Source organism: Paractinoplanes abujensis (assembly GCF_014204895.1).
GTDB lineage: Bacteria > Actinomycetota > Actinomycetes > Mycobacteriales > Micromonosporaceae > Actinoplanes > Actinoplanes abujensis.
On record NZ_JACHMF010000001.1, the window covers coordinates 4,769,669 to 4,784,171 of the forward strand.

Annotated in this window: 17 protein-coding genes; 6 read left to right on the forward strand and 11 right to left on the reverse strand. The window is 70.2% G+C overall.

Annotated elements, in window-relative coordinates; genetic code table 11:
- The first annotated feature begins 189 nt into the window (after positions 1 to 189).
- Entirely contained in the window at positions 190 to 1,086 is an 897-nt protein-coding gene (gene ypfJ / locus BKA14_RS21485; protein ID WP_184952694.1) for a KPN_02809 family neutral zinc metallopeptidase, read from the forward strand.
- On the opposite strand, the gene BKA14_RS21490 is transcribed toward ypfJ, so the two are convergent.
- Positions 1,044 to 1,718: an acVLRF1 family peptidyl-tRNA hydrolase gene (locus tag BKA14_RS21490; RefSeq protein ID WP_184952695.1), complete on the reverse strand. Its 675-nt coding sequence runs from the start codon at positions 1,716 to 1,718 to the stop codon at positions 1,044 to 1,046. The two genes, ypfJ and BKA14_RS21490, sit on opposite strands and share 43 nt — an antisense overlap.
- A gap of 23 nt (positions 1,719 to 1,741) precedes the next feature.
- On the opposite strand from BKA14_RS21490, the gene BKA14_RS21495 reads away from it, so the two are divergent.
- The gene (locus BKA14_RS21495) at positions 1,742 to 2,419 is read left to right on the forward strand and encodes a DNA alkylation repair protein (RefSeq protein WP_239092795.1); all 678 of its coding nucleotides are present in this window, start codon (positions 1,742 to 1,744) and stop codon (positions 2,417 to 2,419) included.
- A 156-nt stretch (positions 2,420 to 2,575) separates the two neighbouring features.
- Positions 2,576 to 3,454 (forward strand): Vgb family protein, encoded by an 879-nt coding sequence (locus tag BKA14_RS21500; RefSeq protein ID WP_239092793.1) that lies wholly within the window; start codon positions 2,576 to 2,578, stop codon positions 3,452 to 3,454.
- On the opposite strand, the gene BKA14_RS21505 is transcribed toward BKA14_RS21500, so the two are convergent.
- Entirely contained in the window at positions 3,451 to 4,053 is a 603-nt protein-coding gene (locus BKA14_RS21505; RefSeq protein WP_184952696.1) for a LysE family transporter, read from the reverse strand. The two genes, BKA14_RS21500 and BKA14_RS21505, sit on opposite strands and share 4 nt — an antisense overlap.
- An 86-nt stretch (positions 4,054 to 4,139) precedes the next feature.
- On the opposite strand from BKA14_RS21505, the gene BKA14_RS21510 reads away from it, so the two are divergent.
- Together BKA14_RS21510 and BKA14_RS21515 are read left to right on the forward strand one after the other, a co-directional pair.
- Positions 4,140 to 4,736: a DJ-1/PfpI family protein gene (locus BKA14_RS21510; protein ID WP_203722268.1), complete on the forward strand. Its 597-nt coding sequence runs from the start codon at positions 4,140 to 4,142 to the stop codon at positions 4,734 to 4,736.
- A 330-nt stretch (positions 4,737 to 5,066) separates the two neighbouring features.
- Positions 5,067 to 5,762 (forward strand): histidine phosphatase family protein, encoded by a 696-nt coding sequence (locus tag BKA14_RS21515; protein WP_184952697.1) that lies wholly within the window; start codon positions 5,067 to 5,069, stop codon positions 5,760 to 5,762.
- Here the strand turns inward: BKA14_RS21515 and BKA14_RS21520 are convergent.
- The 9 genes from BKA14_RS21520 to BKA14_RS21560 are packed head-to-tail and all read right to left on the reverse strand — an operon-like array spanning position 5,759 to position 12,942.
- Positions 5,759 to 6,502: a maleylpyruvate isomerase family mycothiol-dependent enzyme gene (locus tag BKA14_RS21520; RefSeq protein ID WP_184952698.1), complete on the reverse strand. Its 744-nt coding sequence runs from the start codon at positions 6,500 to 6,502 to the stop codon at positions 5,759 to 5,761. The genes BKA14_RS21515 and BKA14_RS21520 overlap by 4 nt on opposite strands.
- A 32-nt stretch (positions 6,503 to 6,534) precedes the next feature.
- Positions 6,535 to 6,960, reverse strand: coding sequence for a metal-sulfur cluster assembly factor (locus BKA14_RS21525; RefSeq protein ID WP_438861896.1), 426 nt, complete (start codon positions 6,958 to 6,960; stop codon positions 6,535 to 6,537).
- Positions 6,876 to 7,337, reverse strand: a complete 462-nt coding sequence (gene sufU / locus BKA14_RS21530; protein ID WP_184952699.1) for a Fe-S cluster assembly sulfur transfer protein SufU — start codon at positions 7,335 to 7,337, stop codon at positions 6,876 to 6,878. The genes BKA14_RS21525 and sufU overlap by 85 nt, the downstream gene beginning before the upstream one ends.
- Positions 7,334 to 8,563 carry a cysteine desulfurase gene (locus BKA14_RS21535; protein ID WP_184952700.1) on the reverse strand — a complete coding sequence of 410 codons (1,230 nt, stop codon included), beginning with the start codon at positions 8,561 to 8,563 and terminating at the stop codon, positions 7,334 to 7,336. Before BKA14_RS21535 ends, sufU begins: the two co-directional genes overlap by 4 nt.
- 16 nt (positions 8,564 to 8,579) lie before the next feature.
- Positions 8,580 to 9,341 carry a Fe-S cluster assembly ATPase SufC gene (sufC, locus tag BKA14_RS21540; protein WP_184952701.1) on the reverse strand — a complete coding sequence of 254 codons (762 nt, stop codon included), beginning with the start codon at positions 9,339 to 9,341 and terminating at the stop codon, positions 8,580 to 8,582.
- Positions 9,338 to 9,670 (reverse strand): non-heme iron oxygenase ferredoxin subunit, encoded by a 333-nt coding sequence (locus tag BKA14_RS21545; protein ID WP_184952702.1) that lies wholly within the window; start codon positions 9,668 to 9,670, stop codon positions 9,338 to 9,340. The genes sufC and BKA14_RS21545 overlap by 4 nt, the downstream gene beginning before the upstream one ends.
- Positions 9,667 to 10,797, reverse strand: a complete 1,131-nt coding sequence (gene sufD / locus BKA14_RS21550) for a Fe-S cluster assembly protein SufD (protein ID WP_184952703.1) — start codon at positions 10,795 to 10,797, stop codon at positions 9,667 to 9,669. The genes BKA14_RS21545 and sufD overlap by 4 nt, the downstream gene beginning before the upstream one ends.
- Before the next feature lie 4 nt (positions 10,798 to 10,801).
- Positions 10,802 to 12,223, reverse strand: a complete 1,422-nt coding sequence (sufB, locus tag BKA14_RS21555; protein ID WP_184952704.1) for a Fe-S cluster assembly protein SufB — start codon at positions 12,221 to 12,223, stop codon at positions 10,802 to 10,804.
- Positions 12,220 to 12,942, reverse strand: a complete 723-nt coding sequence (locus BKA14_RS21560) for a helix-turn-helix transcriptional regulator (RefSeq protein WP_438861946.1) — start codon at positions 12,940 to 12,942, stop codon at positions 12,220 to 12,222. The genes sufB and BKA14_RS21560 overlap by 4 nt, the downstream gene beginning before the upstream one ends.
- A gap of 71 nt (positions 12,943 to 13,013) precedes the next feature.
- On the opposite strand from BKA14_RS21560, the gene BKA14_RS21565 reads away from it, so the two are divergent.
- Positions 13,014 to 13,937: a COX15/CtaA family protein gene (locus BKA14_RS21565; protein WP_239092791.1), complete on the forward strand. Its 924-nt coding sequence runs from the start codon at positions 13,014 to 13,016 to the stop codon at positions 13,935 to 13,937.
- Positions 13,938 to 14,503 lie beyond the last annotated feature (566 nt).

A 14,503-nucleotide genomic window follows, 5' to 3' on the forward strand; every position in this document is an offset into this window, starting at 1 on the left:
AAAGGCTGACTCCGGGCACACGAAAACGCCGACGATCAACTTTGACGTCGGCGCGGGACAGGTCAGTCTTCGCAGAGCAGCACGCGGCCATACTACCGGGCGTGCCGCGCTACCTCCCACTCGATTAACGATCAAGATCATCGGGTACTCCGCGCACACCCTTCGCCGCACCGGCCCAGTGAGGATGAGATGGAACTCAACGAGAACGCCGACATCGATACCAGTCAGGTCGAGGACCGGCGTGGGTCCGGTGGTGGTGGCGGCGGCCTGGGCGGCCTGCCCATCGGCGGCGGTGGCCTCGTCGGCATCATCATCACGATCGTGGTCGCCGTGGTCGGCGGATACTTCGGCATCAACCAGATCGGCGGTGGCAGTGACACCGGCGACAACACGAACATCAACCAGGAGTGCAAGCAGGAAGGCGCCCTCGACAAGCTCGAGTGCCGCAACGTGCTCTACATCAACTCGATCCAGGCGTACTGGCGGACGGCCGCGCCGGAGAACTTCAACATCGACTATCAGCCGGCCAAGACCGTGATCTTCTCGCAACGGGTGAACACGGCCTGCGGCGCGGCCGACTCGGGCGTCGGCCCGTTCTACTGCCCCGGCGACAACAACGTGTACATCGACCTGACCTTCTATCAGGTGCTGTCCAAGCAACTCGGCGCGCCGGGCGAGTTCGCCCAGCCGTACGTCCTGGCCCACGAGTACGGCCACCACATCCAGGACATCACCGGCACCGAGGCCAAGATGCGCCGGGCCCAGCAGGGCGCCTCCGAGGCGGAGCAGAACGCGCTCTCGGTCAAGCTCGAGCTGCAGGCCGACTGCTACGCCGGCGCGTGGGCCAAGTCGGCCACCGCGACCACCGACAAGGACGGCGACAAGATCTTCAAGAGCCTCACCCAGCAGGACATCCAGGAGGGCATCCAGACGGCGGGTCAGATCGGCGACGACGAGCTGCAGAAGCGCAGCGGCAACCCGGTCAACCCGGAGGAGTTCACCCACGGCACGTCGGCGCAGCGTCAGCAGGCGTTCAGCACCGGCTACGACTCGGGGTCGCCGAAGAGCTGCGCCACGTCGTTCTGAGCGGGTTCCTTCACCAGCACCGAAACGGCTCGAGCCCCGGCGATCGCGGACACCAGAACCGCGTGCCGGGGCTCCGGCACATCCAGGAACCGCTCCACCCGGACGGCGGCCAGCGGAGCCAATTGCGGGGCGGCCAGGATCGCGTCCACCGCGGCGCGATCACCACCGGTCACGAGGGCGGCCAGATCCCGTACGGAGGGAAGAAGCACACGCCCCACAATGCCGGCGCCATCGGCAGTCGCCGCTTTGGCCTGATTGTCCCGGCGGCGCGCGAAGCGCTGCTGCGACCAGCCCCCCGCGGCCGTGCGGCCCTGCACATAATTCCGGTCCACCTTGGAGCTGATCAGCTCGGCGCCGTCGGCGATACCCGCCGCGATCGCACCCTTACGCGCCAGCAGCAGCCCGATTCTCCGCGGCCGCCGCGCCTCGGTGATCAGCTCGGTCATGGTGGCGGCCTGACCCGCGCCCGGCGGCGTCCGCCATTCCGCGGTCGCGCCGTCCTCGGCGATCAAGGTCAGACCCGTTTCCCGGTACGGGCCGTGCCGGCGCGCGAAGTTCTCGAGCCAGCGCGGCAGCCGCTCCGGCGCGACATCCACCCATTTCCCGCCGCCCGCGGCCGCCCGTTCACCCATTCCTGTCACACTACGGTGGCAAGATGCGGGCCATGAACGACCTGCTCGAACGGCTCGACGAACGCCTGCTCCCGGCGGCCGACCCGGCACGCGCCGCCGGCATGGCGGCGTACATGAAGAATCAGTTCGAGTTCCTCGGCCTGCCCGCCCCCGTGCTGCAAAAAATGGTCAAGGCGGCACAGTCCGGCCTTCCCCGCCCCACGCCCGGGCAATTGCGCACGATCGCGCTGGAGTTGTGGGCCCGTCCGCAGCGCGAATACCAATACGTGGCCTGTTCCTATCTGGTGCGCCACGTCGACGTGCCCGGCCCCGATTTCGTCCCGGTGCTGCGTTCCCTGGTCACGACGAAATCCTGGTGGGACACGATCGACCCGCTGGCCACCCGATTCACCGGCGGCCTGGTGAAACGGCACCGCGCGCTCGTCGACGTGATGGACGAATGGTCCCGCGCCGAAAACCTGTGGCTGGTCCGGGTCGCGATCCTGCACCAACTGCACTACGGCGCCGACACCGACGAGGAACGGCTGTTCGCCTATTGCGCGGCGCAGGCCGGCCATCGCGACTTCTTCGTCCGCAAGGCCATCGGCTGGGCGTTACGCCAATACGCCCGCACGGCCCCGCACGAGGTGCGCACCTTTGTGGAGGCGCACCGTTCCGTCCTGTCCGGCCTCTCGCTACGGGAAGCGACAAAGCACCTCTGAGGGCACCGCGTCCGGGATCCGGGGAATCGCAGCTTCGCGGAAGCCTGTACTGCAACTCGACCGAGTTCGCCGACATGCCGGTGTGGGGACCGAAGTAACGTGGCCGTCGGGCGGCCCGTCCGGCCGCCCGATCACGTCGGATCCGAGGAGACGCTGGTGCGCGAGTTCACGGTGGGTAAGGCAGGCGACGGTCCGTACGGGATCGCCGAAGGCCCCGACGGTGCGCTCTGGATCACGCTCGTGCACAGCGGCCGGATCGCCCGCCTGACCGCCGAGGGCGAGGTCACGGACCACCCCCTCGACTCCGCGGCGAGCGGCCCGTCGATCATCACCGCCGGCAGCGACGGCGCGCTGTGGTTCACCCGTAACCGGGACGACCGCATCGGGCGCATCAGCACCGATGGTGAGACGACGTCGTTCACCGTGCGCGGCGCCCCGTTCGGCATCACCACCGGCCCCGACGGCGCGCTCTGGTTCACCGAGATGAACACCGACACGATCGGCCGCATCACCACCGACGGCCAGGTGACCGAGTTTCCGCTGCCCACCACGGGCGGCTTCGCCTCGATGATCGTCACCGGCCCCGACGACGCCCTATGGTTCACGCTCAACCAGGCCAACGCGATCGGCCGTATCACCGTCACCGGCGAAGTGACCCTGCACGAGCTGCCGACACCCGGCGCCGCCCCCGTCGGCATCACCCGCGGCCCGGACGACGCCCTGTGGTTCGCCGAGATCGGTGCCGGCCAGATCGGCCGTATCACAGGTGACGGCGTCATCACGGAGTTCTCGCTGCCCGACCGGGCCGCCCGTCCGCACGCGATCGCAGCCGCCCCCGACGGCGGTTGCTGGCTCACCGAATGGGCCGCGAACCGCGTGGCCCATATCGCTTTCGACGGCCGGGTGACCGAATACGAACTGCCCACACCTGCATCTGAACCTCACGGTCTGGCAGTCACCGCAGACGGCACGGTGTGGACAGCTTTGGAGACGGGATCGGTCGCCCACCATGTCCCGGGAGGCGACCTCGGCTAAGAAGGCAGCAGCAGCCGCATCGCCAGGTAGGCGATCACCACACTGGACACCAGTGCGGTTACGGCTCTCCCCCGCCGCCCGGTCAGCCGGCGCCCCACCAGTGACCCGCCCCCGGCGATCACCAGCTGCCAGCTGGCCGAGGCCAGCACGACCCCCAGGACGAACCACATCCCGCCCCCTTCGCCGCCGCGGCCCAGCACCAGGGCGGCGAAGTAGACGACGGTGGCCGGGTTGAGCAGGGTCAGGCCGAGCACGCCCAGGTAGGCACGCCACGGCGTGGCCGGGCGCCGGTCGACGGCGGCCACACCGGGCGGGCGGAAGGCGGCCCGCGCGGTCAGCACGGCAATGACCAGGAGCACGACGGCGGCCACCCAGCGCAGCGGTGCGGCGATCGGGGCGATCACCCCGGCCACGGCCGCCCCGCCGACCACGGCGATCGCGGCGAACACCCCGTCGGCCGTGGCCGCGCCGAGACCGGCCGCCGCGCCCACGCGCAGCGAGATGCGGGCGCTGAGGCCGGCGATGAGCACCCCGATGGCGCCCATGGGCAGCGCAACTCCGTAGCCGGCGGTGAGGCCGGCCAGAAACGCCGCGCTCATGACAGCTGCTGACGAACCACCGTTCCGCTGAGGGCACACGGCTGCTGTCGCGGGGCCCGATCGGCCACAGCGACACAGACAGCGGGATGCGTAAACGGCGTAGTCACGCGCTCATCGTGCCGCTCGGGCCGGCTCGCCGCGACTCATTTACCGGCGGGCCACCGCAAGCGCTCCGCCGGCCCGGCCGCCGCGAACGCCGCCCGTACGTCGTCGCCGTTCTTCCCCTGGAAGCGCTCGACGAGGCCGGGGTCGTGGTCGTGCCGGGCTGGCGACTGCCCGGCGGCCGGCCCGCAGCGCCCGAGGTGCTGGCGGCCGGGCGCCGGGCTCACGGCGAAGGCGCCACCGTGGCCGGCCTCTGCCTGGGCGCGTTCGTGCTGGGCGGGGCCGGGCTGCTGGGCGGCCGCCGCGCCATCACGCACTGGGCACGGCTCCGCGAACTCACCGAGAGCTTCCCGGCCGTCGAGGTGCAGCGCGACGCGCTCTTCGTCGACGAGGGCCGCATCGTGACCAGCGCCGGCAGCGCCGCCGGGATCGACGCCTGCCTGCATCTGCTGCGCCGCGAGCACGGCCCGGCGGTCGCCAACGCCACCGCGCGGTCCCTGGTCGTGGCCCCGCAACGCCGGGCGGCCAGGCCCAGTTCGTCGAGCAGCCGGTGCCGCCGCTCGACGCGGGCGACACGGTGACGGCCGCGATGCGCTTCGCCCTGGAGCATCTCGACGATCAGGGCCTCGACGCGACCGGCCGGCCGCGGTGGCGAGCCTGAGCCGACGCGGCTTCGACCGCCGTTTCCGGGCGACGGCGGGTTGTTCGCCGCTGCAGTGGCTGCTGCACCAACGCGTGCTGCGGGCCCAGCCCATTGAGACGACCACCGCCCGGCCCGTCGACACGGTGGCCCGGCCTGCGGTTTCCGCGACGGCGTGGCCCTGCGTCCGCATTTGCGCCGCCTGGTCGGGGTGCCGCCGCAGACCTGTCGGGCGAGTTTCCCGGCCGCGTGAGTGGATAAGGTGCTGATCATGGGTGTTGTCGCCGAACTCGTCCTCGTCCGGCACGGGCAGAGCCTGGCCAACGTCGCTTTCCCCGCCGCCGACGCGGAGGGCCTGCTCGAGGCCGAGATCAGCGGCCGTGACGCCGAGGTTCCGCTGACCGAGTTCGGCGAGAGACAGGCCCGCGCGCTCGGCGAGTGGATCGGCGCCCGCCCCGCCGACGAACTGCCCCAGGTCGTGATCACCTCGCCGTATCTGCGGGCCCGGGAGACGTGGCGGCTGGCCGCCGAGGCCTCCGGCATCGACCTGCCGGAACCGTCCACCGACGACCGGCTGGTCGACCGGCTGCTGGGCGACCTCGAAATGCTCACCCGGGCCGCCGTCGCCCAGCGCTACCCGGGCGAGGCCCAGCGCCGCGCCGACGCCGGCGAGCACCACTACACCCCGCCCGGCGGGGAGTCGTTCGCCGACATCGAGGTGCGGCTGGGCGCCTTCCTCGACGACCTGCACCGCGAGCACGCCGGTGAGCGGGTCATCGTGGTCGCCCACGACGCGGTGGTCCTCATGACGCGCGCCGTGGTCGAGGGCTTGACCTGGGAGCAGGTGCTGGCCGCGGAACGCGAGGCGGGCAACGTCCGCAACGCCTCCCTGAGCCGCTTCGTCGCCGTCGGCGACCACCTGGAGCTTGCTTACTACAACGTGGTCGATCACCTGCCGACCGACTAGAAGGCGCTGGCCCACGCACGCAACTGGGTCAGTACCTCCCGGTCGCCGTCGACGTGCAGGTCGTCGAAAGGCACTCGGCCGTAGAGCGCCAGCACGAGATCGCTGGCCGGCCCGCGCACGGTGGTCACCGGGTCGCCGGCGGCGGCCGGGTCGAGCTGCACGCCCGCGGGCGTCAGATCGGCAACACTCGTCGGCCCGTCCACGGCGTCGAACGCGACCCGGGCCGGGCGATGCGGCCACGGCCCCAACGACCCCAAGCCGACCTGCAGGAATTCGGCCACCCCGTCGACCGCGACCGGGGCCGGCAGCGGCTCGGGCCGGCCGATCGTCTCCTGCGCGTCGCGGGCGTGCACCGCGGCCTCCTGCACCTGGTGACGAGCGACGGCGCCCACGGTCAGCGGCGACGACGACGCACCCCACCAGGCCCACGCCGGCGTCTCGGCCGTTGCCGAGCGCAGGGCTTCGAGCAGCATCGACGTCGACTCGGCGGACCACTGGAGCAGGTCACCGCGCGGCTCCTGGTCGCCGACCGCCTCCTGGGGCGGCCGCCCGGTGGGATCGGCCGCCTTCACCACCGCGGCCCAGAACCGCTGGACCGCGCCCAGATGGGCCACCAGATCGCGCAGATCCCACTCGGGGCAGCCGGGCACCCGGGCGTCGGAAACAGCAGCGGCGGCGACTGCGTCACGCAGCGCCGCCGACCGCTCGTCGATCAGGGTGAGGGCGTGGTCAAAGTCCATGCCCTGTTTCTAGCAAGAGGGTCCGACAGAAATCAGACGTTGAAGCCGAGGGCGCGCAACTGCTCGCGGCCGTCGTCGGTGATCTTGTCGGGGCCCCACGGCGGCAGCCACACCCAGTTGATGCGGAAGTCGGCGACCAGGCCGCCGCCCGGGCCCTTGGTCAGCGCCGTGCGCGTCTGGTCCTCGATGACGTCGGTCAGCGGGCACGCCGCCGAGGTGAGCGTCATGTCGAGGGTGGCGATGTTGTCGTCGTCGACGTGGGTGCCGTAGACGAGACCGAGGTCGACGACGTTGATCCCGAGCTCGGGGTCGACGACGTCCTTCATCGCCTCTTCGATGTCGTCGATGGACGCCTTGGAAACGGCGGAGTCGGTCATGCTTTCACCTCTGCTGAAGAAACATCGACACCGGCACGAGCGGCCGCGTCCTTGAACGCCATCCACGGCAGCAGCGCGCACTTCACCCGGGCCGGGAACTTGGCCACCCCGGCGAACGCGATCGCGTCGCCGAGCACGTCCTCGTCCGGTTCGACCTGGCCACGCCCCTGCATCAGCGCCACGAACGCGTCGTGAATTCCCGCCGCTTCGGCCGCCGTACGACCTTGGAGCAGCTCATGGAGCACGGACGCGGACGCCTGACTGATCGAGCAGCCCAGCCCGTCGTACGAGATGTCCGAGAACTCCGCGGAGGAAGCGGACACCCGGACCGTGATCTCGTCGCCGCACGTCGGGTTGACGTGGTGCGCCTCACCGTTGAACGGATCCCGCAGTCCACGCCCGTGCGGGTGCTTGTAGTGGTCCAGGATGATCTCCTGGTACAGACCGTCGAGCATCATCCGAACACCTTCCGGACCTGGTCGAGGCCGCGGGCGAGGGAGTCGATCTCGTCCGTGGTCGTGTAGAGGTAGAACGACGCCCGCGTCATCGCCGGGACCCCGAAGCGGACACAGGTCGGCTTGGCGCAGTGATGCCCGACCCGGACCTCGACCCCGAGCGCGTCGAGGATCTGGCCCACGTCGTGCGGGTGCACCCCGTCGACCTCGAACGAGAGCGTGCCGCCGCGTCCTTCCGGCGTGGCCGGCCCGAAGATGCGCACTCCGGGCACGTCCGCCAGTGTCTTGAGGGCGTACGCGGTGATCTCCTGCTCGTGCCGGTGGACGGCCTCCATGCCCAGCGCGTTCAGGTAGTCGACGGCCGCACCGAGACCGACCGCCTCGGCGATCGGCGGTGTGCCCGCCTCGAACCGGGCCGGCGGCAGGGCGTACGTGGTGCCGCTCATCGTGACTGTTTCGATCATCGAGCCGCCGGCCAGGAACGGCGGCATGGCGGCCAGCAGGTCGTACCGGCCCCAGAGCACGCCGATGCCGGTCGGGCCGAGCATCTTGTGACCGGTGAACGCGATGAAGTCGGCCCCGAGCGCCTGCACGTCGACCGGCAGGTGCGGCACCGACTGCGAGCAGTCCAGCAGCACCAGCGCGCCGGCCTCGCGGGCCCGCGCCACGATCGGCTCCACGTCGTTGATCGTGCCCAGCACGTTCGACATGTGCACAACCGAGACGATCTTGGTGCGCTCGTTGATCAGCTCGCCGGCGGACGACAGGTCGAGACGCCCCTCGTCGGTCACCGAGAACCAGCGCAGCGTGGCGCCCGTCCGCTCGCAGAGCAGCTGCCACGGAACGATGTTCGAGTGATGCTCCATCTCGGAGATCACGATCTCGTCGCCCGGCTTCAGCGCCAGGTGCTGCCCGAGCGAGTGCGCGACCAGGTTGATCGCCTCGGTCGAGTTCTTCGTGAAGACGATCTCGTCGGGGGTCGCCGCGCCGATGAAGGCCGCGACCTTGCCCCGGGCCTCCTCGTACGCCGACGTGGCCTCGGTGCCGAGCGTGTGCACCGAGCGGGACACGTTGCCGTTGTGCCGCTCGTTGTGCAGACGCATGGCCTCGATCACCTGCGCCGGTTTCTGCGAGGTGTTCGCGCTGTCCAGATAAACCAGCGGGTGGCCGTTGACCTCCCGCGAGAGGATCGGGAAGTCGGCTCGGACCCGGGCCACGTCGAACGTCATTGTCCTGAACCCTCCGTCAGACCCGGGCGCCGACGTAGCGCTCGTAGCCCTCGGCCTCGAGCTGCTCGGCGAGCTCCGGGCCACCCTCCTGCACGATCTTGCCGGCCACGAACACGTGCACGAAGTCCGGCTTGATGTAGCGCAGGATGCGCGTGTAGTGGGTGATCAGCAGCAGGCCGGTCTCGCCGCTCTCGCGGACCCGGTTGACGCCCTCGCTGACGATCCGCAGCGCGTCGATGTCGAGGCCCGAGTCGGTCTCGTCGAGGATCGCCATCTTCGGCTTGAGCAGCTCCAGCTGCATGATCTCGTGACGCTTCTTCTCACCGCCGGAGAAGCCCTCGTTCACGTTGCGCTGGGCGAACGACGGGTCCATCTGCAGCTTCTCCATGGCCGTACGCAGCTCGCCGGCCCACGTGCGCAGCTTGGGGGCCTCGCCGTCGACCGCGGTCTTCGCCGTACGCAGGAAGTTCGCCACCGAGACGCCGGGCACCTCGACCGGGTACTGCATGGCCAGGAACAGGCCGGCCCGGGCGCGCTCGTCGACAGTCATGTCGAGAACGTTGTCGCCGTCCAGCGTCACCGTGCCGCCGGTGATCTCGTACCTCGGGTGGCCCGCGATGGAGTAGGCCAGCGTCGACTTGCCCGAGCCGTTCGGACCCATGATGGCGTGGGTCTCACCCGACTTCACGGTCAGGTCGACCCCGGCCAGGATCGGCTTCAGCTCGCCCTCGGGCAGCTTCACCGACACCTGCAGGTCGCGGATCTCCAGGGTGCTCACGGGTTTACTCCATTACTCGGGGTCGTCGAAACATAGATGTCGCCGTCGCGGATCTCGACGGGGAAGGTCGCCACCGGGGAGAACGCGGGCGGGCCGCTCGGTTCGCCGGTGCGCAGGTCGAACCGGGAGCCGTGCAGCCAGCACTCGAGCAGGCAGCCTTCGATCTCGCCCTCCGAGAGCGGGACCGCGGCGTGGGAGCACTCATCCCGTACGGCGTAGAAGTTGTCGTCGTCGGCGTGGACCACCGCGATGTCGACACCGTCGAGCTCGACCGAGATCGCCGTGCCCTTGGCGACATCGGTGGCCGCGCCGACCAGCTCGAAGCTCACGACGCCGACTCCGCCAGCCGCTTCTCGATGGTCGCGCCCAGCCGCTCGCGCAGCTCCTCGACGGGGATCTTGTTGATCAGCTCGGCGAAGAACCCGCGGACCACCAGCTTGCGCGCCTCGGCCTCGGGGATGCCCCGTGCCATCAGGTAGAACAGCTGCTCCTCGTCGAAGCGGCCGGTCGCGCTGGCGTGCCCGGCGCCGACGATCTCACCGGTCTCGATCTCGAGGTTGGGCACCGAGTGGGCCACCGCCCCGTCGGTCAGGACCAGGTTGCGATTGATCTCGTACGTCTCCGTGCCCGTGGCCGAGGCCCGGATCAGCACGTCGCCGACCCAGACGGTCTGCGCGGACGCACCCTGCAGGGCGCCCCGGTAACCGACGTAGCTGCGGCAGTCCGGCACCGAGTGGTCGACCAGCTGGCGGTGCTCGAAGTGCTGGCCGGCGTCGGCGAAGTACAGGCCCCACAGCTCGGCGTCGCCGCCCCGGCCGGTGTATTCGACGCTGGTGAACTGGCGGACCAGGTCGCCGCCCAGCGCCACCTGCACGTGGCTGGCCCGGGCGTCGCGGCCCAGACGGATCTTGACGTGCTGCGCCTGCACCGCGCCGGCGTCCCAGTCGGCGACCGTCACGAAGGTGAGCTGGGCGCTGTCGCCCACCACGACCTCGATGTTGTCGGCCAGGGTGGCCGTGCCGGTCTGCTCGAGCACGAGCGTGACCTTGGCGAAAGCGCCGACCCGGACGACCGTACGGGCCGCGGCGGCCTCGCCGCCCTTGCCGACCAGGCGGATCACCACGGCCTGCTCGGGCTCGCTCTCGGGCTTGACCTCGATCAGCGTCACACCGCCGGCCGAACCGAACGCCAGGGCGCTGATCCGGTCGAACGGCGTGAGCACCGGCTCGGCCGTCGCCCCGCTGATCACGCTGACGCCGGCGGGCAGCTCCCCCGTCTCGAGCTGCGGCGCGGTGCCGGTCACCGACGTGGCGGTGATCAGCTCGCGCAGCCGCTTGATCGGAGTGAAACGCCAGTCCTCCTCCAGGCCGGTGACGGCCGGGAACTCGGTGACGTCGAACGACCGCAGCACCTGCGACTTGGTGCTGGGCGGGGCAATCGTTGTTTCCGTGGTCATGGTTTTAGCCGACCGCGCCTTCCATCTGGAGCTCGATAAGACGGTTCAACTCGAGGGCGTACTCCATCGGCAGCTCCTTGGCGATCGGCTCGATGAAGCCGCGCACGATCATCGCCATCGCCTCGTCCTCGGTCAGGCCGCGGCTCATCAGGTAGAAGAGCTGGTCGTCGCTGACCTTGGAGACGGTCGCCTCGTGCCCCATCGCCACGTCGTCCTCGCGGATGTCGACGTAAGGGTAGGTGTCCGAGCGGCTGATGGTGTCGACCAGGAGTGCGTCGCACTTGACCGTGCTCTTGGAGGACTCCGAGCCCTCCAGCACCTGCACGAGACCCCGGTACGACGTGCGGCCACCGCCCCGGGCGATCGACTTCGACACGATCGTCGACGACGTGTGCGGCGCGGCGTGCACCATCTTGGCGCCCGAGTCCTGGTGCTGACCCTGGCCGGCCATGGCGATCGAGAGCACCTCGCCCTTGGCGTGCGGGCCGGTCATGTAGACGGCCGGGTACTTCATCGTCACCTTGGAGCCGATGTTGCCGTCGACCCACTCCATGGTCGCGCCCTCCTCGCAGGTGGCGCGCTTGGTGACCAGGTTGTAGACGTTGTTCGACCAGTTCTGGATGGTCGTGTAACGCACCCGGGCGTTCTTCTTGACGACGATCTCGACGACCGCCGAGTGCAGCGAGTCGGACGAGTAGATCGGCGCGGTGCAGCCCTCGACGTAGTGCACGTACGAGCCCTCGTCGGCGATGATCAGCGTCCGCTCGAACTGGCCCATGTTCTCGGTGTTGATCCGGAAGTAGGCCTGCAGCGGGATGTCGACGTGCACGCCCTTCGGCACGTAGATGAACGAGCCACCCGACCACACCGAGGTGTTGAGCGCGGCGAACTTGTTGTCGCCGACCGGGATCACGGTGCCGAAGTACTCCTGGAAGATCTCCGGGTGCTCCTTGAGCGCCGTGTCGGTGTCGAGGAAGAGGACACCCTGCTCCTCGAGGTCCTCGCGGATCGCGTGGTAGACGACCTCGGACTCGTACTGCGCGGCGACACCGGCCACGAGGCGCTGCTTCTCGGCCTCGGGGATGCCCAGCTTGTCGTACGTCGCCTTGATGTCCTCCGGCAGCTCTTCCCAGCTGGCGGCCTGCTTCTCGGTCGAACGCACGAAGTACTTGATGTTCTGGAAGTCGATCCCGGTGAGGTCGGCGCCCCACGACGGCATCGGCTTGCGGTCGAACAGCCGCAGGCCCTTGAGCCGGAGGTTGAGCATCCACTCGGGCTCGTTCTTCTTCGCGGAGATGTCACGCACCACGGCCTCGGACAGACCGCGCTGAGCCGCGGCGCCCGCGACGTCGGCGTCGGCCCAGCCGTACTCGTACTTGCCCAGGGCGGCGAGGTGCTCTTCCTGAGTAGCGATCTGGTCGGTCATGTATCTGTCCTTACCCGTGGGATAGACGGAATGTGCGTGGTGCACACCCCGTCACCGTGCGCAATCGTGGCGAGACGCTGGACGTGCGTGCCGATGAGCCTGGAGATGACCTCGGTCTCGGCGTCACAAAGCTGAGGGAACTCGGCGGCCACGTGGGCCACCGGGCAGTGATGCTGGCACAGCTGCCCGCCGGTCGCGATCGTCGACGCGTTGGCAGCGTAGCCCTCGGCGGTCAGCGCCTCGGCGAGAGCCTCCGCCCTGGCCAGAGGGTCGGCGCCGGCCTCCTCGAGCGCGGCCCGGCACCGCTCTTCCAGCGCCACCACCTGCGACGACGCGAAGGCCGTGACCCCCTCGGGGCCGTGGTGCTGGGCGATCCAGCGCAGGGCGGCGGTGGCGATGCCGTCGTAGAAGTGCGGGAACGACTCGCGGGCGGCGGCGGTCAGCACGAACGTCTTGGCCGGGCGGCCGCGACCGCGGGGGCCGGCCTTTCGCACCTCACGCGCCTCCACCAGGCTTTCGGCCAGCATCGCGTCGAGATGTTTGCGGATGGCCGCCGGGCTCAGGCCGAGACAGGCGCCGAGCTCGGCCGCGGTGGCCGAGCCCCGCTCCAGCAGCAGCTGGGCGACCCGGTCACGGGTGCGCCCGTCCGTCGCGCTGGCAGACGCCACCGCTCCGGTCCGGATCAACACCTCGTTTTTCACTACGGCAACGTTACGTATTTCGGCGGGAGCCTGCAAACCGACCCCCCGGTGATCCATGCCACCGAGACGGCCTGCGTACGATGACCGGGGTGAGGTTCTTGCCGCTGCGCCCCCTGGCCCTGGCGTCCCTGGTCGCCAACATCGCGCTGATCGTCACCGGTGCGGCGGTCCGGCTCACCGGCTCCGGCCTCGGCTGCCCGACGTGGCCCCGGTGCACCGACGAGTCGTACACGACGACCGCCGAGATGGGCGTGCACGGCGTCATCGAATTCGGCAACCGGCTCCTCACCTTCGCGCTCGGCATCATCGCCGTCGCTTGTGTGCTGGCCGCGCTGCTGGAACGCCCCCGCCGCCGCTCCCGGGTCATGCTCAGCGTGGCGGTGCTGCTCTACATCCCGTTGCAGGCGGTCATCGGCGGCATCACGGTGCTGACCAACCTCAACCCGTGGGTCGTCGGCCTGCACTTCCTCGTCTCCATCGTGATCATCGCTTTCGCGTACGCGTTGTGGCGGCGCGCCGGTGAGGGCGACGGCCCGCCCGTCCGCCTGGTGCCGGCTCCCCTGCGCCACCTGGCGTGGATCCTGACCGGCGTGTCGGCCGCGGTGATCGCCCTCGGCGTGGTCGTGACCGGCAGCGGCCCCCACGCCGGCGACCTCGACGCCAAGCGCAACGGGCTCGACCCCGCCACGGTCTCCCAGGCCCACGCCGACGTGGTGTTCCTGCTGGTCGGCCTCACCGTCGCCATGATCTTCGCGCTGCGGGCGGTCAAGGCTCCCGCCCGGGCGGCGATCGTCCTGCTGGCCGTCGAACTGGCCCAGGGCCTGATCGGCTTCGTGCAGTACTTCACCCACCTGCCGGTCCTGCTGGTCGGCGCCCACATGCTCGGCTCCGCCCTGGTCTGGACGTCCACCCTGGCCGTGCTGTGGTCGTTGCGGGCCCGCCCGCTGGAGCCCGCCGAGCCGGCCGTGGTCTCCCCCGTCACCGCGAAAGAGCCGGTCCCCGCACCGCGCTGACCCCTTCACGGCGGTTCGCGTTCTCGTGTTCCCCTCCGCCGGGGCTCTCGCTTGCCATCCCCCGCCCCTTGGCGGCGCCTCCCCCAGCCGGCGGCGCCCGGGCCGAGCGTCTCTCTCGGACCGGCCGAATGCTCTGACCTGGACCTCCACGAGCGCCGCATGTGGATAACCGCGTGTCGTCCACAGGCCGCCACATCGGCCCGTCGTTGATCGCTTCTGTTCGGCACGCTGTTCCCATGCCACACAGAAGTCCCCCCGACATCAGCCACCACACCGGATATCGGCCGTCGCTCCCGGCCGGCCGCGCGGTCCCCAAGGCCCGCGCCGAATCGGGCTGACCCGCCCGCCAGGGCGCACCCGCAGCGATCGAGACGCCCATCGGGCCTCGCATCCGTGCCATGAAGACTCGGCAGGGCTGCCGATCCGAATCCCGTCAGCCGGATCGGCTCCCGCGAGCCCTGCCGACCGGGTGGCGTCCCGCCTCGAGCCGAAGGCGTCCGGCAACACCGATCGGCTCGGCGGGGCACCACCCGCCCACCCGGCGCGCCCACCCGTGGCGTCGAGAC

Bases quoted from the DNA above. Each gene is read 5' to 3' on its own strand.
- BKA14_RS21520 (WP_184952698.1), bottom strand. From the start codon at position 6,502: ATGGACTTTGACCACGCCCTCACCCTGATCGACGAGCGGTCGGCGGCG.
- sufU (WP_184952699.1), bottom strand. From the start codon at position 7,337: ATGATGCTCGACGGTCTGTACCAGGAGATCATCCTGGACCACTACAAG.
- BKA14_RS21515 (WP_184952697.1), top strand. From the start codon at position 5,067: ATGGGTGTTGTCGCCGAACTCGTCCTCGTCCGGCACGGGCAGAGCCTG.
- BKA14_RS21535 (WP_184952700.1), bottom strand. From the start codon at position 8,563: ATGACGTTCGACGTGGCCCGGGTCCGAGCCGACTTCCCGATCCTCTCG.
- BKA14_RS21505 (WP_184952696.1), bottom strand. From the start codon at position 4,053: ATGAGCGCGGCGTTTCTGGCCGGCCTCACCGCCGGCTACGGAGTTGCG.
- BKA14_RS21510 (WP_203722268.1), top strand. From the start codon at position 4,140: ATGCGTAAACGGCGTAGTCACGCGCTCATCGTGCCGCTCGGGCCGGCT.
- ypfJ (WP_184952694.1), top strand. From the start codon at position 190: ATGGAACTCAACGAGAACGCCGACATCGATACCAGTCAGGTCGAGGAC.
- sufD (WP_184952703.1), bottom strand. From the start codon at position 10,797: ATGACCACGGAAACAACGATTGCCCCGCCCAGCACCAAGTCGCAGGTG.
- sufB (WP_184952704.1), bottom strand. From the start codon at position 12,223: ATGACCGACCAGATCGCTACTCAGGAAGAGCACCTCGCCGCCCTGGGC.
- BKA14_RS21490 (WP_184952695.1), bottom strand. From the start codon at position 1,718: ATGGGTGAACGGGCGGCCGCGGGCGGCGGGAAATGGGTGGATGTCGCG.
- BKA14_RS21495 (WP_239092795.1), top strand. From the start codon at position 1,742: ATGCGGGCCATGAACGACCTGCTCGAACGGCTCGACGAACGCCTGCTC.